We start from the raw sequence: 20,448 nt of genomic DNA on the forward strand, positions 1-20,448 counted from the left end.
CGCCGAAAGGACGCCGACGGCGTCCGCGCTATCCTTCTCCGGCCTAAAGGCCGAGGCTTGCCGCGCACCTGGTCAAGCGGCGGAGCTCCTTCCGTCAACGGGTAGTGCTATCGGTCAGCGCGTCGCAGCTGCGCTCGCAGGCCTGCCCTGCGATGCGGGCAGAAGTCAGGGACTGGCGCATCAATCCTTGTTACGGTCTCTGCCGCGACCGTTGCCACCGTCGGCATCACGATTCCGCCCACGGTCATCACCGCGGTTACCGCCACGGTCATTGCCCCGGTCCTCGCCACGCTCGCCTCGCCGGTCCCGGCCGCGATTCTCCGCGCGCACATCGCCGCGATTCCATCCACGCTTCTCGCCGCGGTTTTCACCTTGATCTCCGCCACGGTTCCAGCCGCGGTTATCACGATCGCTCCAATCACGGCCCCTGTTTCGCTTCTCGTCCCGGTCCCAGCCCCGATCCCAGTCACCGCCCCACTTTCGGTTGCCGCCGTAGTACCTCGCGCCGTCCCAATCGGAGTAACCGCCGCCGTAAATGGGACGCGAGTAGCCGCCGTGGTAGTAGCCGTCATCATAGGGAGCGATGGCGCAGCCGGTGAGAAGTGCTGCCGTGGCTACGGTGAGCACAAATAGGGATTTCATGGTGACCTGCGCTTGCAGTTGGCGAATTTGCCGCAAGGATACCGACGGGCACCTCCCCCGGTTGTAAGAAATGGTGTCCCACAGCGCGGGGGCGGAGCTAGCTGTAGTCGTCAACCCGCGCCGATGACGGCAGCACCGGTCGCCAGCGTGCCTGAGATGGCGAGCCAGTCGGCGAAGGAATCGAAGCGATTTGGGGTAGCCGCATGGGGCTACAAGCCGGTCTTGGTGTTCTCGACGCAAGCCTTTGCGTAAGCGATTGCTTCGGTCATTGCCTCGTCCTCGCTATTGAACGAGGCTTTGATCTTGTGCCGCAAGCCTGGGACAAACTCGTTCGCGTGATCGATTCTTCGCTCGAACAATACCGATGCATCCCAGGTCCCGGATTTGGACTTCCAGACCGTGCAGTGGCAGTAGTACTCCCCTTCTTCGACCCAGGCATGGCTCGACATGGCGACCTCCCATCGTTTCGAGGAATCCTAGCATGACAAAAGACGCCTCATCCGGCATCAACTGCGGCGGCGCATAGGCTGCCAATCCGTAGGTCTGGGGGTCGATTTCAGAGGGGTTCAGCCGTGATCATCTACCCACGCTTTCGCCCAGGCAATGCCGGCTGCCGCAGCACGCTCAAACGAGGGGTAGTACCCCAAGGGATCCGATCCTTCCTCGATGCGGCCGTCCTTCTCAACTGCACCGGATGCCTCGAAGGATCCGTCGCCAAGCTGCTTGGCAAAGCCGCGGACGATGTAGCCCTGGTAGCTTTCGATTGTCATGACGACCTCCGATTCAGATAGGAAAATCGTAGCATGAAGACACCGGTCAACCCGCAGTGCGCGCTGTGCATCAAGCGCGCCGGACGATACGTGTCCTGACGGAAATGGGGTTCACACGCTGCAGGGAAGCTACACTGGCAAGCTCGGGCTCTATCTAACTCACGCTTGGAGGAACCACGATGGCAAAGCTGATGGTGCTATACAAGAAGCCTGCGGACACGGCGGCGTTTGATTCCTATTACTTCTCGACCCATGTTCCGATCGCCAAGAAGATCGCCGGCCTGCGAAGCTACGAGGTCAGCAGCGGCCCGGTTGCAAGCCCAGCCGGCGATTCGCCGATTCACCTGGTTGCGGTGCTGAGCTTCGATTCGCTGGCGGCTCTCCGGCAGGCAATGGCTTCGCCTGAGGGCGCCGCCGCAGCAGCTGACCTGGCCAATTTTGCCCAGGCCGGCGTTGACATGCTGATATTCGACACGAAGGAAGTTTAGGTCGGCGCTTCGCGGCCCCACTGCGGCACAGAGGAGGCGAGAGATCGGCGGCGGTGCAAAGCACATGGCCGCCTCCAGCGCTCCACCTCTTCTGGCTTTCCAGGAGCCAAAGCCGACTTAATTTGCAGCCGCCTTTGAGGCCTGTGCCGCACGACGTTGCATGCCTTTCGAGGCCACCTGCGCAGCAGTATTGAAGCTGCTCTCGGCCACTTGCACGGCCTGCTTTGCCGTCGTTTGCATCGACTCATAGAGCGTAGTGGTCGCGTTGACTGCCTCCTGCCAGGCAGCCAATGGCGCCGCCGCCGTGCCGGCTGGCGTTTGGCTCACCACGCTTCCAAGGAAGTCTTGCAGACCCTGCTTGCCTGCCGTGTATTGGACCTCGGCGACCTTCTCGAACTCCGCCCGGGTGGCGGCGAGGATGTCGTACAGTTGACGGCGATACGCCAAGACATTGTCGGCTGCGGGTTGAAATAGCTCGATTTGCAATTCGACCAGTTCTTGCGGGTCCTTGGCTGAGAGCGCTTTCCTGGCGCCTTCTCGTGAATCAGCCAGCGCCGTCTTCATCGTTTGCAGATTCAGCTCCAGCAGTTTTTCGAAGCCCTCAAAGGCCTTGCCGGTCAGCCCGGTCAGGGCTTCAATGCCTGCCATCTGGACCTTCATGAATTGCTCGGGGGACCACTGAGTCATCTTGCGTCTCCTAAGTACGACCCGCCACCTGAGCCATCCGATGAGAGCTCCGACGGGACGTGAATCGATTGGAAAACGATGGCTGCATTGTGACCCTGGCAGGCCACGCCGATCAGCCGAAAGCGCGCCAACGTCCGCAGTCACTACCAGCTAAAGCAATACGCTCATAAGCAGGCCTGGCGAGCCTGACCTTCCCTTGCGCGAACTCGGCCGAGGGATTTCAGAAAAGCGTAGCCCTGGATTGTCACCTGAGGGCGGCTTTGGTTTGGCCCAAGGCGCTCAAGCGTAACCAGTTGATACGCGAGCAGCGTATCCATATCCGCGCGGTCCAGCTCCGTTGGGTCGGAGCTGCCGCTTACCAGCACAAGCGTGGCGAATTCATGATGACTCAGCACAGTCGTCTCCCAAGCTGTAGGTTTACTTTTGCTACGGGACTTCACTACCGTCCGTGACAGCCGGCCTGGTTTGCACAGGCCGCTTGTTTCGCCTCGGACGCGAGGTTCTGGCTGGCGGGTGCTTGTTCTCGCACCCGGAACGTTCATCTTAGTTGCTCGCCACCTTGTGTTCAATATGATTGGAAGCATGTCTGACGTAATCCCCAGTATTTTCTCCATTGCCAAAACGTGCGCAGGGGAAGCTCGACGAATATCGCAACGTGATATGCATCCAGGTTCAGGAGCATTCATTCGCCGACCGGCCGGACGGCTTGCATTAGCACCACTCGGCGAGGTCCGCTACCAATATGCCGCTGCTGGGGAAAGGCATTGAGCTTCAGGCCGAATGAGGACCACTCTGTGTCAAAAAAAAACCCGCGTCGCCGGAGCGGTTGCGCGGGTGGTGGTAGCAGGACTACAGGGCGATTCTATATTGACTTAGATTTTTCTTACGTCAGAATTAAGCAGGATCTTGACTCCAAATCTGAAGCCAAGAGTCATGAGCGGGGCGACGTGGCGTTGAGTTCAGTAGCACGTTGAAGCAGGCCGGCGACCCCCGCGCGGGAAGGTGTGAGTGGAGGCAGAAATGACAACGGCTCGGGCTGGAACCAAAGGGGAAGCTATCAGGCTCCTGGAGGCAGAGGGGGTCGCGCTGGTCGAGCTCGACTATGAGTCAGGCTGGCAGGATGCCATTGAGCTCGGGCGCCTGGGTAATAAGGTAGGGATACGGGTGGAGTATCGCGGACACGAAAGCATCGCCGTGAAGTCCCTCGCGGCGCTCATTGCCGGCCTCAGCCGGCCGAAGGTGTCCTTCCGGCAACGGAACCTTTACTGCCAGTTTGCATTGGACCAGCTGGCAGCCAACGAGTTGGTGGCCCTGGAGACAAAGGCCATGAAGGCTGGCGACTACATCCTGGCCGGACACCTGTTGCGGGACGTCGATGCCGTCTGGACTGAGTAAGCCTGGATCGGGGGGATTTCCTCGGATTCGGCGCTCGGAAATTTGCGCACCCCGCCCGTATCGCGACTCGCCCGCCTCATCTTCAGCGCTCTCACCCAGAGGTTAACCCGCAGATACTGCCCGCCCTCCTCTTCGGTATGCTAGGGGTTCGGCGCGCCGTATCGCGTTCAACCATATTCTGGCGACGGGGCGATTCTGGGGCGGGACTTCTCAGCACGCAACCTGTGTGCACTAAATGTCGAGGACGAGATGGCGACTGGCATCGTGAAGTGGTTTAACAGTGAAAAGGGTTATGGGTTCATCACGCCGGATGATGGCGGCAAGGACTTGTTTGCCCACCACAGCGAAATCCAGGGCACCGGGTTCAAATCGCTGGAGGAAGGCGCGAGGGTGGAATTTGAAGTCACGCAAGGTCAGAAAGGCCCACAAGCGTCACAGATTCGCCCGCTATAGTCGCCCTGCGCCGCCTGACGGCCTGAATTGACAAAGCCCTCCACGAATTGCGAAGGGCTTTTCTGCTTTCCGGCTCGTGGCGACCCCATCCTGGGGATCGCTATTTCCTGCGCCAATATCGACTGACAACAGCATTCCGGGCTCAGCGCGACAGGTCTCGGGCTCATGGCGACGGAGGTAGTCGACCACCGTTGCGAGTTTCAAACGGAGCCGCTTGCCGCCCCGTGTAAACTCCTGCATCGGCGGATCGCCAACCATCCCCTATTGAGGAAGAACATGACTCGACAATCACTTCGTACGCTGTGCCTGACCCTGCTGCTAGCCGCTGCCACCACACCGGCGCTGGCCGATGACCTGAAGAACGCCGTGGGAGGCGGTCTGGGCGGTGCCGCGGGCGCGGCCGTCGGTGGCGCACTGGGCGGCAGCACGGGTGCCGTGATCGGCGGCGCGGTGGGCGGCGGTGCGGGCGGCGCGGTGACTGCCAACAAGAAGGAACGGACTGGCGCCGTCGTGGGTGGCGCGCTGGGCGGTGGCGCCGGCGCGGCGGCCGGCAATGCCCTGGGCGGCCGGACCGGCGGCATCGTCGGTGCCGCGGCCGGTGGTGCAGCGGGTTCGGCGCTGGGCGGCAATGTGTCGCGCAACAACTATGCCGATGACCACAGGAACGGCAATGTGTCGCGCAACAGCTATGGCGACGACAAGAACGGCAATCGGGGCAAGCACAAGGGCCAAAAGAAGCATCGTCACGACGACTGAGCGAGGCGACGCGCGATGGCGCCCGTCATTGGGGCATCTGTCCCATCGCGCGCTTGACCGCGTCGCGCGCCGGGTTCCGGACGGCCGCCGCTGCGGTCGACCGGCTCGGGTCGCGCTGCGTCGGCGGAAGCTGTGAAGGCGAATTTCGCGTCCGCCAGCGTCGGCGTCAAAACCTCCAGAACAGGAAGTGCCGATGCTGTTGCGCCTGGACCTTGCGAGGAGCCCTGGTCTCAGGGGTGAGCCGCGCGTCCGGATCGATCACCCGCGCACGCAGCGCCATATCGTAGAACGCGCCCACCATCGGCAGGGCGCTATGCGCGCCCTGGCCCCAGTCGTTGCCGAGCGTCACACGTCCATCGTCAAAACCCACCCACGCGCCCGCGACCAGTTGCGGATGCATCAGGATGAACCAGCCATCCGCGTTGTCCTGCGTGGTGCCCGTCTTGCCGGCCACGTCGGCGCGAATCCCGAAGCGCGTCCGGATACCTGCGCCGGTGCCCCGGATAACGACGTCGCGCATCACATCGACGAGCGTTTGCGCGGCGGCGGCGGGCAGTGCCTGCTCCGGCGCTGCGCTCGCAAATTCGGCGAGCACCTTGCCGTCGTGATCCTCGATGCGGGTAACCATGCGCGGCTCGACATAGGCGCCACGGTTCGCGATCGTGCTGTACGCCGATACCATTTCCTTGAGCGTGACCGGGCTCGTGCCGAGCGCGAGCGACGGCACCGCTTCGAGCGGACTGTCGCGCACGCCCATCGCGCGCGCAAGCCGTGCGACCTTCTCGGGGCGTTCCTTTTGCATGAGCTGAGCGGTGACGCGGTTGCGCGAATACACTAGCGCGTCGCGCAGCGTCATCGGTCGGTCGGTGGGCGGCGCCGCGTCGGTAGGCCGCCAGGTCGCCTGGCCGGCCAGTGGAATGGCGACGTTCCGGTCTACGATCGTATCGCTTGGCCGCGCGCCGTCCGCGAACGCCGCCCCGTAGACGAACGGCTTGAAAGTCGAACCCGGCTGGCGCCGGGCCTGCTGAACGTGATCGAACGGTGCGTCACTGAAGTCGCGACTACCGACCCATGCCTTGATATCGCCGTTGCGCGGATCGATCGCGACAAAACCCGCCTGGACCTGAGTCTTGCTCCGGCAGAGTGCGCGGACGAACGTCGGGTTGGTGCCGAGTTTCCTGAGCGCCGCCTGATCCGATTGACCAGCATCGCGTGCGGCGCGATAGTCGGGCGTTTGCCGGATGAACGTCCGGAACAGGTCGTTGCCAGGCCAACAGCCCGTGCGTTCGTTCCACGCCCCGTTCGCGATCCATTGCAGCTGGCTCGCCTGCCAGTCCATCGCCTGCACCGCCATCGCCTGCAGACGGTAATTCATGGTCGTGCGCACGACCAGCCCGTCGGCGTATATGTTGTAGCCATTGCGGCTGGCCCATGCGATCAGCCATTTGCGCAGCAGCGCGGAAAAATGCGGCGCCGCGCTTCGTGGCGCGGTCTGCAGTTCGAAATTGACGTTAAGCGGTTGCCGGCTCAACCAGGAGTAAGCATCGGGCTTGAGCTTGCCGTACTTGTTCATCTGCCCGAGCACCGTGTTTCGCCGCTCCAGTGCGCGCTCGGGATTCAGGACCGGGTTGTAGGTGCTGTTGGCCTTCAGCATGCCGACGAGTGTCGCGCTTTCGAGGATGTCGAGCTGATGCGCCGATTTGCCGAAGTAGGTGCGTGCGGCCATTTCCACGCCGTAGGCGTTATACAGGAACGGCACATTGTTCAGGTACGTCTCAAGGATCTGGTCCTTGCTGTACACGGCTTCGATCTTGAGCGCCGTGATCGCTTCCCTGATCTTGCGCGCGAGGGTCGGCGCGCGGCCGACTTCGTCGGGATACAGGTTGCGCGCGAGCTGCTGCGTGATCGTCGAGCCTCCCTGCCGGTCGCCAGAGAACGTATGCAGCGCGGCCGACGCGGTACGCAGCCAGTCGATCCCGTAATGCTCATAAAAGCGGCGATCTTCGGTGGCGACCAATGCAGCCACCATGTGCGGCGAGATCTGCCCGAGCGATACCCACTCGCGATTGACCGGTTTGAATTCGTCGATCACTCTGCCGTCGGCCGATACGATCAGCGCTGGGCGGTCGATGCGGGCTTTGCGGATGTCGCCGATGCCCGGCGTAAACGGCACGAGCGCCAGCACGTACAGCAGAAACAGCGCCGGCACTGCGGCGAGCGTCAGCATGATGCCGCGTCGCGTCGGGTGGCGAAGCCGGCGCAGCGCGCCGGGAAAGACGCGCCTGGCTATCGTGACGCTGGCAGCGGCCAGCGATTGGATGCGGATGAGCCACCGTGCGCAGTACTCACGACAAAACAATAGACAGCGGCGATTCACGGTGGCGGGACGCTTTGCGGAAAGAGCGGGATCGTACCAAAGCGGAAGGAAGCATCTGTTGTCAATACGGGGCTGCGCGGGCGGCATTAACAAACGATTACATTTGTTTCGTACGGCCAACGTGCGCTACCTGTGCTCCTGGCTTTGCGGCGGTCATTTTTGCGATCAATGCCGGCGGGCGGCGTATGGCATGCGAGCGCGCGTCGGCGATCCGAACGCCTGCGCTCGATCGCATAGCGAACTGAGGTAGTGAAGCAATCGCCTGACCTCTGACGCGCTTCAGCGGCCCATGCGGCGGTTGTAGCTGCGCGAAATGCGCGCCATCAACGCCGGATCAGGTGCAGCCATGCCGTCGAATTCCACCCGTACGAAGCCGTCTGCCTGCTGGTGAACTCCGGCCATCACCGTGCTGGTATCCAGACTGCCGACGACCACGCCATTGACCGGGTCCTCGACGCTGATCGCCAGGCCCTGGTCGCGCATTGCCTCGGCGGCTGCGGTGAAGGTGCGATCGAAGCTGGCCGGCCCCATGACGGTAAAGGCGCCTGTTCCGGCCGGCTCCAATGTACATGCCGAAAGCGCCAGCATGGCGCCGCAGACTATCAGTGAGAGTCGCATGATGATGACTCCTTCTGCCAGCCCCGGATCGAAAATGTACGCGTTGCGACTTCAGGCGAGTTTTCCACTCCCCGGTCGCTAAATTACAAGATTAGGCGACGTCGGCGCATAGACACAGCTTGCCAGGTGCGCGCCCGCACCCTGCGGACGCCGACCTGCTCACCTGACCGGCTGCCCGATCGCCGCCAATGCCAGCGCCAGCCTTGCCCCCACCTCGGCGTTGTGTTTTACGAGCGCGATGTTTGTCGCCAGGCTGCGTCCGCTCGTCAGCGCCTTGATGCGAGCCAGCAGGAAAGGCGTCACGGCCTTGCCGGTGATCCCCTGCGCCGTGGCCTCGGCGAGCGCCTGCTGAGTCAGCGCGTCGATCTCCCCGGACGTCATCGCTGCCGCTTGCGGCACCGGTGTGCTCAACACCACGCCGCCCGCCAGGCCCAAGTCCCACTTGGTGCGGATGAAGCGCGCCTGCTCCGCCGCGTTGTCCAGCCTGAAGTCAGCACGAAAGCCGCTGTCGCGCGTGTAGAACGCAGCAACATTGTCTTGCTCACAGCTGAGCACCGGCACGCCGTGTGTTTCCAGGTATTCCAGCGTGAGTCCGATGTCCAGGATGGACTTCGCCCCGGCACAGACCACCACCACCGAGGTCCTGGCCAGTTCCTGCAGGTCGGCCGAGATGTCAAAGGTCTCCTGCGCACCGCGGTGCACGCCTCCAATCCCGCCGGTGACGAAGACCTCAATGCCCGCCAGCGCGGCACATATCATCGTGCCGGCCACTGTCGTGGCGCCGAGCCCGCCACCGGCCAGCACGGCTGGCAGGTCGCGGCGGCTCACCTTGTGCACCCGGTCCGAGCGCCCGAGCAGTTCCAGTTCGTCGTCCGAAAGCCCGATGCGGATTCGTCCGCCAATCAGCGCGATCGTCGCAGGCTCGGCTCCCAGGTCGCGGATCAGCGCCTCCACTTCGCGCGCAGTGCGAACGTTCTCCGGGTAAGGCATGCCGTGGGCGATGATGGTCGATTCCAGCGCCACGAGCGGGCGGCCGGCAGCCTGTGCAGCGGCCACAGGCGCACTGAAGGTCAACCAGGAGCGGGCAAGGTCGGCAACCATGTCGATGCTTTCGATGGCGGGAGCCGCATAGTGTGCAGCACAAGGCTGGTCCATGAGGGGCAAGCGCGGGACCACCTCAAGGCACCAATGGTACAGCGAGCCCCGGGCCTGGAATATCGTTTCATAGCCGGGCGGGTGCTGCCGGAAACCTCACGCTAAGGTATGCTGCCGCTTTCGGATCGATTCTCTCCAGAGGGGCAAATGCGGCGCGTCGTCTTCAATCAGAAGGGTGGGGTCGGAAAATCGACCATTGTATGCAATCTCGCGGCGATCAGCGCCAGCGAGGGCTTGCGCACCCTGGTCATTGACCTCGATGCACAAGGTAACTCCACCCAGTACCTGCTTGGCGCGCAGGCCGCGGAGGCAAGTCCGACCGCGGCCAATTTTTTCGAGACCTCCCTGACCTACAACTTCAGGCCGGTGGAATTTACGTCCTTTGTCCACCCGACGCCGTTCGAGAACCTAGATGTGATGCCGGCGCATCCTGACCTGGATTCCCTCCACGGCAAGCTCGAGTCCCGCTACAAGATCTACAAGCTACGCGACGCCTTGCTCGAACTGGAGGCAGTCTATGACGCCATTTACATCGACACGCCACCGGCCCTGAATTTCTATACCCGCTCCGCACTGATCGCCGTGGAGCGCTGCCTGATCCCGTTCGATTGCGATGACTTCTCGCGCCGTGCCCTCTACACGCTGCTCGATAACGTGAAGGAAATCCAACAGGACCACAACGACGGGCTGCAGGTCGAGGGGATCGTGATCAACCAGTTCCAGCCGCGAGCCAGCCTGCCGCAGAAGCTCGTCGACGAACTGGTAAGCGAGGGCCTGCCGGTACTTGAATCGCGGCTGTCTGCATCGGTGAAGATCCGCGAATCGCATCAGCATGCCACCCCCATGATCCATCTGGATCCGCGCCACAAGCTTGCGCAGGAATACGTGGCGTTGCACCGCGAGCTGGCTGGTTGAAGACGAGACCCTCGCGCGAACCTAAACCGCAATTAAAACAAGTAGATAGGAAGGGATTTCGGGAGAAACCCCAGACGGCCCTGCGACAGCCTGAATGTGTCGGAGCCGGCTCGCGGATGTGGAGGCGTGCGATGCGTGGGATGGGCCATCCGGCTCACTCTTCCTCCCACCGCAACGCCCCCAGGCAAGCAACCAGCGCCGTCACCACATCATCGTCCACCGCCTGCCGCCGCCACATCACCCCCACCGGTGGCAGATCCCAGCTAAGCGCATGCGGCAACGCAGTCGCCCCCTTGGAATCGGCCAGTTCGCTGGCCACCGCCTTCGGCACGATGGTCGTTGCCGCCGGATGCTTGCGCATCAGCGTAGCCATGGTCTTGATCGAATAGGTCTCGACGATCGGCGTGGGCTGCGCCACCCCCGCCACCGCAAAGATGGTGTTGATGGTGCGCCGGATCGGCGTGTTGGGCGGTGGCAGTATCCAGTCGCGCTCGGCCAGCTGGCGCCAGTCGAGCGGGCCGCGCGCCAGCCGGGCCGCTGCCGCGGTGGGCACAACCAGCGCCGGTTCTTCGCGATACAGCGGCTGCTGCGCGATGTCCGCGCCCGGCGCATAGAAAGTGCGCGCCACCACGCAGTCCAGTTCGTGCTCGCGCAGTGCGCTGACCAGTTCGTCGGTGGTGCCTTCGCGTACCAGCACCGAGATCCGCGGTGTCTGGGCCAGGCCGAAGGTGCAGGCGGCGTCGAGCACGCTGCGGCTGATGTACGGAATCACGCCGATGCGCAGCCGGCCCGACAGCCCGGACTCGATCGCTGCCAGTTCGCGCCCCAGCGCATCGGCATCGGACAGCGTCAGCCTGGCATGCGCCAGCACCGCACGGCCGGTGGGCGTGGGCTCCAGTCCGCGCCGGGTGCGGGTGAACAGCGGCGCCATGAAGATGTCTTCAATCTCGCGCAGGGTCTTGGTGACGGCCGGCTGCGACAGGTTGAGCTCGGCAGCCACCCGCGACACCGAGCGCTGGCGCTCCAGCGCCAGCAGCAGCGGCAGGTGCCTGAGGCGCAGGCGGGACACCAGGTTGTGGACCAGCTTGTCGGGGGCGATAGACACGGGGCCTTCCTGCAATGGAGGAGCAAGTCGCATTACCGGATGGTAATACCACAATAACCAAAGAGGCACTGCTGGTTATTCGCCAATCCTATACTGGCTAGCATCACAGGAGCTGCAAGCCATGTTCACCACCCGTCCCGAGATCGTTGGCACCTTTGGCGTCGCCGCCTCCACGCACTGGCTGGCGACGCAGACCGCCATGGGCGTGCTCGAGCGCGGCGGCAACGCCTTCGACGCCGCTGTCGCCGCCGGCTTTGTGCTGCAGGTGGTCGAGCCTCACCTGAACGGCCCCGGCGGCGAAGTGCCGATCGTCTACTGGAACGAGCGCGAACGCGCCATGCGCACTGTCTGCGGCCAGGGCCCGGCCCCGGCGCTGGCCGATCCGGGCGCGCTGCGCGCCATGGGCCTGGACCTGGTGCCCGGCATCGGCCTGATACCTGCCGCCGTGCCCGGGGCCTTCGGTGCGTGGCTGACGATGCTGCGCGAGCACGGCACGTGGTCGCTGGCCGACGTGCTGGCGCCCGCCATCGGCTATGCCCGCGACGGCTTCCCGCTGGTGCCGCGCATCTCGCGCGCGATCCTGGCGGTGCAGGCACTGTTCCGCGACGAGTGGCAAAGCTCGGCACGGACGTGGCTGCCGGACGGCAAGGTGCCGCGCCCCGGCAGCCTGCATACGATGCCGGCGCTGGCCGCCACCTACACCCGCATCATCGAGGAGGCCCAGCGCCACAGCGACACCCGCACCGGCCAGATCGATGCGGCGCTGGACTGCTGGTACCGCGGCTTCGTCGCGCAGGAGATCGACGCGTACTGCCGCAATACGCCGGTGCGCGATACCACCGGCGACAAGCACACCGGCCTGCTGCGCTACGACGACATGGCCAGCTGGGCGCCGGAGATCGAGGCCCCGGTCACGCTGGACTTCGGCCGCTACACCGTGGCCAAGTGTGGCGTCTGGAGCCAGGGGCCGGTGTTCCTGCAGCAGCTGGGCATGCTGCGCCACGCCGCTCTGGAGCAGCACGCGCCAGACTCGCCGGAATTCGTGCACCGCATTGCCGAGGCCACCAAGCTGGCCATGGCCGACCGGCTGGCGTGGTATGGCGATCCGCATTTTGCGCCGAGCCCGCTGGCGGCGCTGCTCGACGATGGCTACCTGGCGGCGCGCGCGCAACGCATCGGCACACGTGCGGCGTTGTCGCTTGACCCGGGCATGGTGAACGGCATGGCACCGCGCCTGCCCGACCTGGCCGCGGCCGAGCGCACGCTGCAGCGCGCCGACGTGCGCTTCGGCGTGGGCGAGCCGACCTTTGCCGAACTGCCGCCGGTAGCTGAATGGGCCGAGCAAGAAATCTTTGTCGGCGATACCTGCCATATCGACGTGATCGACCGCCACGGCAATATGGTCGCGGCGACGCCGTCGGGCGGCTGGCTGTCGTCGAGCCCGACCATTCCGTCGCTGGGCTTTGCCCTCAATACCCGCCTGCAGATGACCTGGCTGGAGCCCGGCCTGCCCAACACCCTCGCACCCGGCCAGCGGCCCTGCACCACGCTGTCGCCATCGCTGGCGCTGCGCGACGGCGAGCCATACATGGTGTTCGGCACGCCGGGCGGCGACCAGCAAGACCAGTGGTCGCTGGCGTTCTTCCTGCGCCATGCCGTCCACGGCATGAACCTGCAGGAGGCAATCGACGCGCCGGCCTGGCACATCGATCATTTCCCGGCATCATTCTGGCCGCGCCAGACGGTGCTCAACCGCATCAGCGTCGAATCGCGCTTTCCCGAGGCGACCCTGGCTGCACTGCGTGAGCTCGGCCACGAAGTGCGTATTGGCGAGCCCTGGTCGGAGGGGCGCATGTCCGCCTGCTCGCGCGAGCGGGACCCCCGCGGCCGGCTCGTGCTGCGTGCCGGGGCGAACCCGCGCGGCATGCAGGGCTACGCGGTCGGACGCTGAACGGCAACCATTAAAGGCCGGCTGTACCTGACAGCCAGGCCAGACATCAAGGAGAAAACCCATGAAGTGCGTCGTGAAATCCCTGCTGCGCGGCATCGTCGTGCTGGCGCTTGGCGTCGCCGGGCTTGCCCAGGCAAGCGAAGCCTATCCGCAAAAGCCGATTACGCTGATCGTGCCTTGGGCGGCGGGCGGCTCGACGGATATCCTGGCGCGCGTGCTGTCCGAGCACCTGACCCGCTCGCTCGGCCAGCCGGTGATCGTCGACAACAAGCCGGGTGCCTCGGGCAACATCGGCTCCGCCATGGTCGCCCGTGCCAAGCCCGACGGCTACACCCTGCTGGTCGGTTCAATGAGCACGCACGCCATGAACCCTGCGCTGATGCAGAACATGCCGTTTCGGGGCGTCGAGGATTTCACCCCGCTGGGGCTGCTGGCGTATGTGACCAACACAATGGTGGTGCACCCGTCGGTGCCCGCGCAGAACGTGAAGGAACTGATCGCCTACGCAAAGGCCAATCCCGGCAAGCTGGCCTATGCCAGCGCCGGCTCTGGTTCCACCAACCACCTGAGCGCCGCGCTGTTCGAAAAGCTGGCCGGCGTCCAGCTGCTGCACGTCCCGTACAAGGGGGGAGCGCCAGCCGTGGTCGACACGGTCGCGGGCCAGACACAGCTGCTCTTCTCGGCCGGCACCCAGACGCTGCCGCATGTGAGGGCTGGCAAGCTGCGCCTGCTCGCCGTGACGGAGTCCAGGCGCTCACCGCTGCTGCCCAACGTGGCTACGGTGGCAGAGACCCTGCCCGGCTACGAGCTGGCGGTCTGGTACGGCGCCTTCGGCCCGAAGGGGATGCCGGCCGACCTGACCGCGCGCCTGAACCGCGAGATCAATGCCGTCATGTCGATGCCCGAGGTGAAGGCGAAGATGAATGCCATCGGCGTCGAAACGACCACATCGACACCGCAGCAGTTCGGCACCATCCTGCGCCGCGATGCCGACCGCTATGGCAAACTGATCCGCGAACTTGGCATCCAGGGGGAGTGACGTGGAAGCAATTCTCGGCAATCCACAGCAGTTGATCGCGCAGGTGAACCGCCTGTGTGATGCCTTGCAGCGTGCGGCAAGTCCGCTTGCAACGCTCGACGCCATTGGGCACGCGACCATGGAGATGCTTGGCCCGGGGTTGCTGACCATCAATGCCTGGTATGCCGATGCCGCGCAGATCGAGCGGCTCTGGTCATCGAGTACTACCGCCTACCCCGTAGGCGGCCGCAAGACCAAGGGCGACAGCCCGTGGAAGCGTCAGCTGCTGGAGCGCGGTGAAGTCTTCGTCGGTGAAGGTGACGCGGCGCTCGCCGAGGTGTTCGACGATATCGACACCATCCGCTCGCTGGGCTGCAGGGCTGTTGTGAACGTGCCGCTCTGCCACGCGGGCAGGGTGATCGGGACGTTCAACTACCTAGCGGATCGGTCGGTCTGGTCTGGCGCCGAACTGGCCGCGTTGCGCACCATGGCCAACCTCACCGTACTGGCGGTCAAGACGCGGCTTGCATCCACCGAATGACCGAGGCGCGTCAAGGCCGTGCCAGGCATTGCCTGAATGAGATGGCATGCGCGGAAGCTGCATGCCGGTGCACTGGTGAGCATCACAGCCCGCCCTACTCGGTAGTCGTGCCTGCGGCGAATCGCCCTCAATGACCTTGAGGGCTATCGCTCGCTTAACGCCCAGCCTTGTCCTGCGAGACGTCCATGATCATCCGCGTCAGCAGGTACAACCGCGGCGTGACCGAGTTCAGATCGACATACTCGGCATCATTGGAGTGAGCACCGAAGCCTCGCAGCCCGAAGCGCTCGATCACCGGCGCCTTGGTGTCCGCAGCCGCGAAGGCGGCATCGGTGCCTCCGCCTTCCGCGGTGTCGTGGACCTGGAGCGTTTCACCGATCTCCGCATAGATGCCTTGCGCATGCGCGGCGAGCTTGCGTGCTGGGTCGCTTACCTCCAGCGGGGGACGGCGGCGCTCGAATTTCACGTCAACCTTGGTGTCGGGAATGAGCTGCTTGCGGATGCGTTCCTGCAGCGTTTTCTCGAGGCTATCGTAGTCAGCGGTGCGCAGCACGCGTACGTCTGCCTGCGCGGTAGCGGTGGCCGGGATCACGTTGCGATTGGTGCCGGACGAGGAGACTGTCCAGTTGACCTTGAGGCCGGTGGCGGGATTGGAGAGGTCGCGCATCTGCAGGACCTGGTGCGACAGTTCATAGAGCGCATTGCGGCCCTGCTCGGGCGCACTGCCCGCGTGCGACGCCTTGCCCTGCGCCGTGAGATAGATCGAACCGATGCCACTGGTCGCCAGCGACAGGCGGTCGCCGGTGACGCGGCTGGCCTCGCATGAGAACACGGCATCCTGCTGTGCGCCCAGCCGGGTCAGCACGGCCCGCGCACCGGGCGAGCTGATTTCCTCGTCGCCGTTGATCAGCACCGTCAGCGTGCCGTAGTCCTTGAACTTCATCTTCTGCAGGATGGCGATGGTGTGCAGGATCACGGCCACGCCGTTCTTGTCGTCGGCGATGCCCAGCCCGTAGGCGCGGTCACCCTCGATGCGGAAGGGCTGCTGGGCCAGCATGCCGCGCAGGTACACGGTGTCCATATGGGCGATCAGCATGATGTTCCGCTTGCCGCTGCCCTTGAACTGCGCCATCACCATCTTGCCCACTTGCTTGGGCGTGTCTTCCATCCGGTAGATTTCGGCTGGCTCGACCAGCTTGGCTTCGGTGGCTCCCAGTGCCGCCAGCCGGTCCCGGATCAGCGTGGCGATGCGGTCCAGCCCTTCGATGTCCTTGCTGCCGGACTCGATCGACACAAGGTCTTTCAAGGTCGCGATGAGTGCGGGCTTCTCCTGTCGTGCGAACTGATGAACCGGCTCGACCGCGGTGGCTGCGGCGGTGCCGGCAAGCGTGGCACCGGCGATGAACAGGACGGCAGCGCGCAGAGAAAAAATGCGGCAAGGCATGGGTAGGGTCTCCTGGGTTGCAGGTTACGGAGCGAAAAAGGCGGGAAAGCAGACAATGTCCCAACGGCCGGCATACAGCGCGCACGAGCATAGCGCGTCGCCGTATGGCGCACAACGGCGGGTACGCAGCCATGGAAGGATCCGCGGAAGCTTCGCACAGCCCCGGGTGGCTCGCCGAAAGCGGCGTAGGTCGGCACATCCGTCACGTACAGCAGTCCATGCAGGGAAAACATAGGGGTCATATGCCCCGTCGATGGCGGCGGGCAGACCCTCTCAGGACTTACCCGCAGGCCAGTGCCCTGCTATTTCGCGGTGCGGAATACTCCGCCGCTTTCCTTGACGGTGCCGCGAAGCCTATGCAACAGTCGGTGAAAACGAACGATCGTGCGGGAACACTCCCGACACCTCGTCACCGGGTCGCAACGCCGCCGTCCTCGTCGACGCGGCCAGTGCCCGGCTTGCCTGGCGGCCATCGCGCCGCATCGCACAGGAGACAACCATGCAGTACCTGCAACACGCATCTGCGCACCCGCACCGTGACCGCCACGGCGCGCCCTGGGCCAGGCCATCCCGCCCGCGCATCGCCGCGCGCGAGCCGGCACCGCCGCCCGCCTGAGTTCCGCCCCCGACTTCCTGACCGTGGCCGCGCCTGGCGCCGCCGCGATGGAACACGCACGGCCCTTGCCGCTGCGTGCCTGGTTTCACGAACCGCACGAGGTACCCCTGTGGCATTGTTCCTTCAACAGTTCCTGAACGGCCTGACGCTGGGAGGCGTCTACAGCCTGGTGGCGCTTGGCCTGACGCTGGTCTACGGCATCCTGCACGTGCCCAACTTCGCGCACGGCGCCTTCTACATGGCTGGCGCCTATGTGTCGTACTTCCTGATGACATCGCTGGGCGTGAACTACTGGCTGGCGATGCTGGGCGCGGCGCTGGCGGTGGCCGTATTGTCGATGGCTGCCGACCGGCTGGTGTTCCACCCGCTGCGCAACTCGCCCGAGTTGCACGACATGATCGCCGCGATCGGCATCCTGCTGTTCCTGGAAGCCGGCGCGCAGGCGCTGTGGGGCGCGGACTTCCACCGCATGCCCACGCCCTATGGCCAGATCGTCGACGTGTTCGGGCTGACCGCGCCGCTGCAGCGCCTGCTCATCATCGGCGCCGCCTTTGCGCTGATGGTGCTGCTGCACCTGTTCCTGACGCGCACCATGACCGGCGCCACCATCATGGCCATGGCGCAGAACCGCGAAGGCGCCGCGCTGGTCGGCATCGACGCCACCCGCGTGACGCTGCTGGTGTTTGCCATCTCCGGCGCGCTGGCCGCAATCGCCGCCACGCTCTACGCCCCGATCAACCTGGTCTACCCCAGCATGGGCAACCTGGTGATCACCAAGGCCTTCGTCATCATCATCCTGGGCGGCATGGGCAGCATCCCCGGCGCCATCGTCGGCGGGCTGATCATCGGCATGGCCGAGAGCTTCGGCGGCTTCTACGTTTCCACCGACTACAAGGACATCATCGCCTTCGTGCTGCTGGTGGTGATCCTGTCTATCCGGCCGCAGGGCCTGTTTGCCGGCAAGGCAGCCTGAGGAGACTCCAGACATGAAAGCACTGCAAGGAAAAACCGGCTGGACGCTGCTGCTGGCGCTGGCCATCGCCTTCCCGCTGATCACGCCCAACAGCTATTACCTGACCGTGATGACGCTGGCCTTCATCTACGCCATCGCCACGCTCGGGCTGAACCTGATCACCGGCTACACCGGGCAGCTGAACCTGGCCCATGGCGGCTTCATGGCCATCGGCGCCTATACACTGGGCATCCTGACGGTGGACCACCAGGTGCCGTTCTGGCTGGCATTCGTGCTGGCCGGCGCGATCTGCATGGTGCTGGGCTATGTGATCGGCGTGGTGTCGCTGCGCCTGAAGGGCCATTACTTCTCGATCTTCACCATGTGCGTGGGCTACATCATCTACCTGCTGATCGAGAAGTGGGAAAGCCTGACGCATGGCACGGTGGGCCTGATCGGCATCCCGGTGCCGGCCGCGATCGGGCCGCTCAGCTTTGACAGCGTGCAGGCGCAGTACTACCTGGTGCTGTTCTTCCTGGCGGTCGGCACCTTCCTGATGCACCGCATAGTCACCTCGCTGCTGGGCCGCAGCTTCATGGCGGTGCGCAACAGCGACGCCCTGGCCGAGGCGCTGGGCATCAACCTGATGCGCACCAAGGTACTGTCGTTCGTGCTGTCGGTGGGCTACGCCGGCTTTGCCGGTGCGCTGTACGCCGGGCAGGTGCGCTTCCTGGGGCCGGATATCGCCCGCACCGACCTGACCTTCGACATGGTGATGTCGATGCTGGTGGGCGGCATCGGCACCATCTTCGGGCCGCTGCTGGGGGCGGTGCTGGTGCCGTGGATCACGCAGTCGCTGCAGTTCATGCAGGACTACCGCATGCTGGTGTTCGGCCCGGTGCTGATCCTGCTGATCATTTTCGTGCCGGACGGCATCGTGGGTTCCTGGCTGAAGAAGCAGGCGCGCAAGGCAGCCGCCGCACGGCGCGGCAAGCCGGCGCAGAACGCCAGCGCCCCTGCAGTATCGACCACCCGCGCCGGAGCCGACCATGCTTGAAATCCGCAACCTGACCAAGAAATTCGGCGGCCTGACCGCGGTGCACGATGTCTCGGTGACCTTCGAGCAAGGCCATATCAACGCCATCATCGGCCCCAACGGCGCCGGCAAGACCACCTTCTTCAACCTGGTGGCAGGCACGCATGCGCCCAGTTCCGGCCAGATCCTGTTCAAGGGCCAGGACGTGGCCGGCCTGCGCGCCGACCAGATCGCGCGCCTGGGCGTGGCCCGCACCTTCCAGGCCACGGCGCTGTTCGACCGCGCCACGGTGCTCGACAACCTGATCGTCGGCCACCGCCTGCGCACCCACTCGGGCCTGCGCGACGTGCTGTTCAACACGCGCCGCCTGCGTGAAGAAGAGCGCCTGTGCCGCGACAAGGCCGAAGCCGCGCTGGACTTCGTCGGCCTGTCGCACCTGGCGCATGAGGTCGCCGCCGACATCACGCAAGAGGCGCGCAAGCGCGTGGCCTTTGCGCTGGGGCTGGCGACCGACCCGGAACTGCTGCTACTGGACGAACCAGCCGGCGGCGTGAACCCGGAAGAGACCGTGGGCCTGGCCGAGCTGATCCGCAAGATGGTGCGCCATGGCAAGACCGTCTGCCTGATCGAACACAAGATGGACATGATCATGCGCCTGGCAGACAAGATCATGGTGCTGAACTACGGCGAGAAGATTGCCGAAGGCACGCCCGCGCAGATCCAGCAGGATCCGCATGTCATCGAGGCCTACCTGGGAGCCGACCATGTTGCAGCTTGAACGCGTCTCGCTGTCGTACGGCAGCTTCCGTGCCCTCGACAACATCACCCTGCACGCCCGCGCCGGCGAGCTGGTGGTGCTGCTGGGTGCCAACGGCGCCGGCAAGAGCTCGATCTTCCTGGCGATGAGCGCGATCCACCGCATCAGCGGCGGCAGCATGCGCTTTGACGGGCGCGAGCTGTCGGGCATGAAGCCGTCGCAGATCGTTCAGGCCGGGCTGGTGCACTGCCCGGAGGGCCGCAAGCTGTTCCCGGCGATGAGCGTGGAGAAGAACCTGGTGCTGGGCGCCTACGTGCACCGGCGCGATGGCGCGGGCATCCGCAAGACGCTGGAAGAGGTCTATGAACTGTTCCCGATCCTGCGGCAGAAGAAGGACGATGCGGCCGGCTCGCTGTCCGGCGGGCAGCAGCAGATGGTGGCACTGGGCCGCGCCCTGATGAGCCGCCCGCGCGCGCTGTTGCTGGACGAACCGTCGCTGGGTCTGGCGCCGCTGGTGGTTAAGCAGATGTTCGAGATCATCCAGCGAATCAACCGCGCCGGCACCACCGTGCTGCTGGCCGAGCAGAACGCCTACGCGGCGCTGGGGATCGCGCATCGCGCCTATGTGATCGAGAGCGGGCGCATCGTGATGGAAGGGGATCGGGATACGTTGCTGAAGGATGAGGGGATTCGGAAGGCGTATATCGGGGGGTAGGTTCAGAGGAGCCGGCCCGCGACAGCAAGACACAACCAGACCTAGCAAGCGCAGTAC

Annotated in this window: 21 protein-coding genes; 12 read left to right on the forward strand and 9 right to left on the reverse strand. The window is 64.6% G+C overall.

Translation table 11 applies throughout. From position 1 onward, the window contains the following. Nucleotides 1-180: 180 nt before the first annotated feature. The 3 genes from AC3WL8_RS19950 to AC3WL8_RS19960 form a co-directional block, all read right to left on the reverse strand. The gene (locus AC3WL8_RS19950; protein ID WP_013953605.1) at nt 181-642 is read right to left on the reverse strand and encodes a transposase; all 462 of its coding nucleotides are present in this window, start codon (nt 640-642) and stop codon (nt 181-183) included. 209 nt (nt 643-851) lie between these two features. Continuing rightward, nucleotides 852-1,091, reverse strand: coding sequence for a hypothetical protein (locus AC3WL8_RS19955; RefSeq protein WP_013953606.1), 240 nt, complete (start codon nt 1,089-1,091; stop codon nt 852-854). Between the two features lie 117 nt (nt 1,092-1,208). Continuing rightward, nucleotides 1,209-1,412 (reverse strand): hypothetical protein, encoded by a 204-nt coding sequence (locus tag AC3WL8_RS19960; protein ID WP_010812739.1) that lies wholly within the window; start codon nt 1,410-1,412, stop codon nt 1,209-1,211. A 179-nt stretch (nt 1,413-1,591) separates the two neighbouring features. On the opposite strand from AC3WL8_RS19960, the gene AC3WL8_RS19965 reads away from it, so the two are divergent. Further along, nucleotides 1,592-1,900 (forward strand): EthD family reductase, encoded by a 309-nt coding sequence (locus AC3WL8_RS19965; RefSeq protein WP_013953608.1) that lies wholly within the window; start codon nt 1,592-1,594, stop codon nt 1,898-1,900. Between the two features lie 117 nt (nt 1,901-2,017). On the opposite strand, the gene phaP4 is transcribed toward AC3WL8_RS19965, so the two are convergent. Beyond that, nucleotides 2,018-2,587 carry a TIGR01841 family phasin PhaP4 gene (gene phaP4 / locus AC3WL8_RS19970; protein WP_436224944.1) on the reverse strand — a complete coding sequence of 190 codons (570 nt, stop codon included), beginning with the start codon at nt 2,585-2,587 and terminating at the stop codon, nt 2,018-2,020. Between the two features lie 1,020 nt (nt 2,588-3,607). On the opposite strand from phaP4, the gene AC3WL8_RS19975 reads away from it, so the two are divergent. From AC3WL8_RS19975 to AC3WL8_RS19985, 3 genes are all read left to right on the forward strand, one after another. Continuing rightward, a complete protein-coding gene (locus tag AC3WL8_RS19975) occupies nt 3,608-3,982 on the forward strand; it encodes a hypothetical protein (protein ID WP_010812735.1) in 375 nt (124 codons plus the stop codon). Between the two features lie 249 nt (nt 3,983-4,231). After that, nucleotides 4,232-4,435, forward strand: a complete 204-nt coding sequence (locus tag AC3WL8_RS19980; protein WP_013953610.1) for a cold-shock protein — start codon at nt 4,232-4,234, stop codon at nt 4,433-4,435. Between the two features lie 276 nt (nt 4,436-4,711). After that, complete coding sequence (locus tag AC3WL8_RS19985; protein ID WP_013953611.1) at nt 4,712-5,191, forward strand: YMGG-like glycine zipper-containing protein; 480 nt, start codon at nt 4,712-4,714, stop codon at nt 5,189-5,191. Nucleotides 5,192-5,357: 166 nt separating this feature from the next. Here the strand turns inward: AC3WL8_RS19985 and AC3WL8_RS19990 are convergent, their stop codons facing one another. The 3 genes from AC3WL8_RS19990 to AC3WL8_RS20000 all read right to left on the reverse strand — a co-directional run bounded on the left by AC3WL8_RS19990 (nt 5,358) and on the right by AC3WL8_RS20000 (nt 9,287). Then, nucleotides 5,358-7,418, reverse strand: coding sequence for a penicillin-binding protein 1A (locus AC3WL8_RS19990; protein WP_249221314.1), 2,061 nt, complete (start codon nt 7,416-7,418; stop codon nt 5,358-5,360). Nucleotides 7,419-7,847: 429 nt separating this feature from the next. Continuing rightward, entirely contained in the window at nt 7,848-8,186 is a 339-nt protein-coding gene (locus AC3WL8_RS19995; protein WP_013953613.1) for a hypothetical protein, read from the reverse strand. Between the two features lie 159 nt (nt 8,187-8,345). Continuing rightward, nucleotides 8,346-9,287, reverse strand: coding sequence for a pseudouridine-5'-phosphate glycosidase (locus tag AC3WL8_RS20000; RefSeq protein ID WP_211982007.1), 942 nt, complete (start codon nt 9,285-9,287; stop codon nt 8,346-8,348). Between the two features lie 201 nt (nt 9,288-9,488). On the opposite strand from AC3WL8_RS20000, the gene AC3WL8_RS20005 reads away from it, so the two are divergent. Continuing rightward, complete coding sequence (locus tag AC3WL8_RS20005) at nt 9,489-10,256, forward strand: ParA family protein (RefSeq protein WP_013953615.1); 768 nt, start codon at nt 9,489-9,491, stop codon at nt 10,254-10,256. A 154-nt stretch (nt 10,257-10,410) separates the two neighbouring features. Here the strand turns inward: AC3WL8_RS20005 and AC3WL8_RS20010 are convergent, their stop codons facing one another. Then, nucleotides 10,411-11,361 (reverse strand): LysR family transcriptional regulator, encoded by a 951-nt coding sequence (locus AC3WL8_RS20010; RefSeq protein WP_249221315.1) that lies wholly within the window; start codon nt 11,359-11,361, stop codon nt 10,411-10,413. Between the two features lie 121 nt (nt 11,362-11,482). Here AC3WL8_RS20010 and AC3WL8_RS20015 point away from each other — a divergent pair, with 121 nt between their 5' ends. The 3 genes from AC3WL8_RS20015 (at nt 11,483) to AC3WL8_RS20025 (ending at nt 14,871) form a co-directional block, all read left to right on the forward strand. Further along, complete coding sequence (locus AC3WL8_RS20015) at nt 11,483-13,312, forward strand: gamma-glutamyltransferase family protein (protein ID WP_492378680.1); 1,830 nt, start codon at nt 11,483-11,485, stop codon at nt 13,310-13,312. A gap of 61 nt (nt 13,313-13,373) precedes the next feature. After that, entirely contained in the window at nt 13,374-14,351 is a 978-nt protein-coding gene (locus AC3WL8_RS20020; RefSeq protein ID WP_013953618.1) for a Bug family tripartite tricarboxylate transporter substrate binding protein, read from the forward strand. 1 nt (nt 14,352) lies between these two features. After that, a complete protein-coding gene (locus tag AC3WL8_RS20025) occupies nt 14,353-14,871 on the forward strand; it encodes a GAF domain-containing protein (RefSeq protein ID WP_013953619.1) in 519 nt (172 codons plus the stop codon). 154 nt (nt 14,872-15,025) lie between these two features. Here the strand turns inward: AC3WL8_RS20025 and AC3WL8_RS20030 are convergent, their stop codons facing one another. Further along, entirely contained in the window at nt 15,026-16,315 is a 1,290-nt protein-coding gene (locus tag AC3WL8_RS20030; RefSeq protein WP_013953620.1) for a M20/M25/M40 family metallo-hydrolase, read from the reverse strand. 725 nt (nt 16,316-17,040) lie between these two features. On the opposite strand from AC3WL8_RS20030, the gene AC3WL8_RS20035 reads away from it, so the two are divergent. From AC3WL8_RS20035 to AC3WL8_RS20050, 4 genes are read left to right on the forward strand one after another with little or no spacing between them, the layout of a single operon-like run. Then, nucleotides 17,041-17,904: a branched-chain amino acid ABC transporter permease gene (locus AC3WL8_RS20035; RefSeq protein WP_114134973.1), complete on the forward strand. Its 864-nt coding sequence runs from the start codon at nt 17,041-17,043 to the stop codon at nt 17,902-17,904. A gap of 13 nt (nt 17,905-17,917) precedes the next feature. Further along, nucleotides 17,918-18,940: a branched-chain amino acid ABC transporter permease gene (locus tag AC3WL8_RS20040; protein ID WP_013953622.1), complete on the forward strand. Its 1,023-nt coding sequence runs from the start codon at nt 17,918-17,920 to the stop codon at nt 18,938-18,940. Further along, nucleotides 18,933-19,697 carry an ABC transporter ATP-binding protein gene (locus AC3WL8_RS20045; RefSeq protein ID WP_013953623.1) on the forward strand — a complete coding sequence of 255 codons (765 nt, stop codon included), beginning with the start codon at nt 18,933-18,935 and terminating at the stop codon, nt 19,695-19,697. The genes AC3WL8_RS20040 and AC3WL8_RS20045 overlap by 8 nt, the downstream gene beginning before the upstream one ends. Continuing rightward, nucleotides 19,684-20,391 carry an ABC transporter ATP-binding protein gene (locus AC3WL8_RS20050; protein WP_013953624.1) on the forward strand — a complete coding sequence of 236 codons (708 nt, stop codon included), beginning with the start codon at nt 19,684-19,686 and terminating at the stop codon, nt 20,389-20,391. Before AC3WL8_RS20045 ends, AC3WL8_RS20050 begins: the two co-directional genes overlap by 14 nt. Nucleotides 20,392-20,448: the final 57 nt, after the last annotated feature.

The sequence above is a fragment of the Cupriavidus sp. FW305-F7 genome (assembly GCF_058782875.1).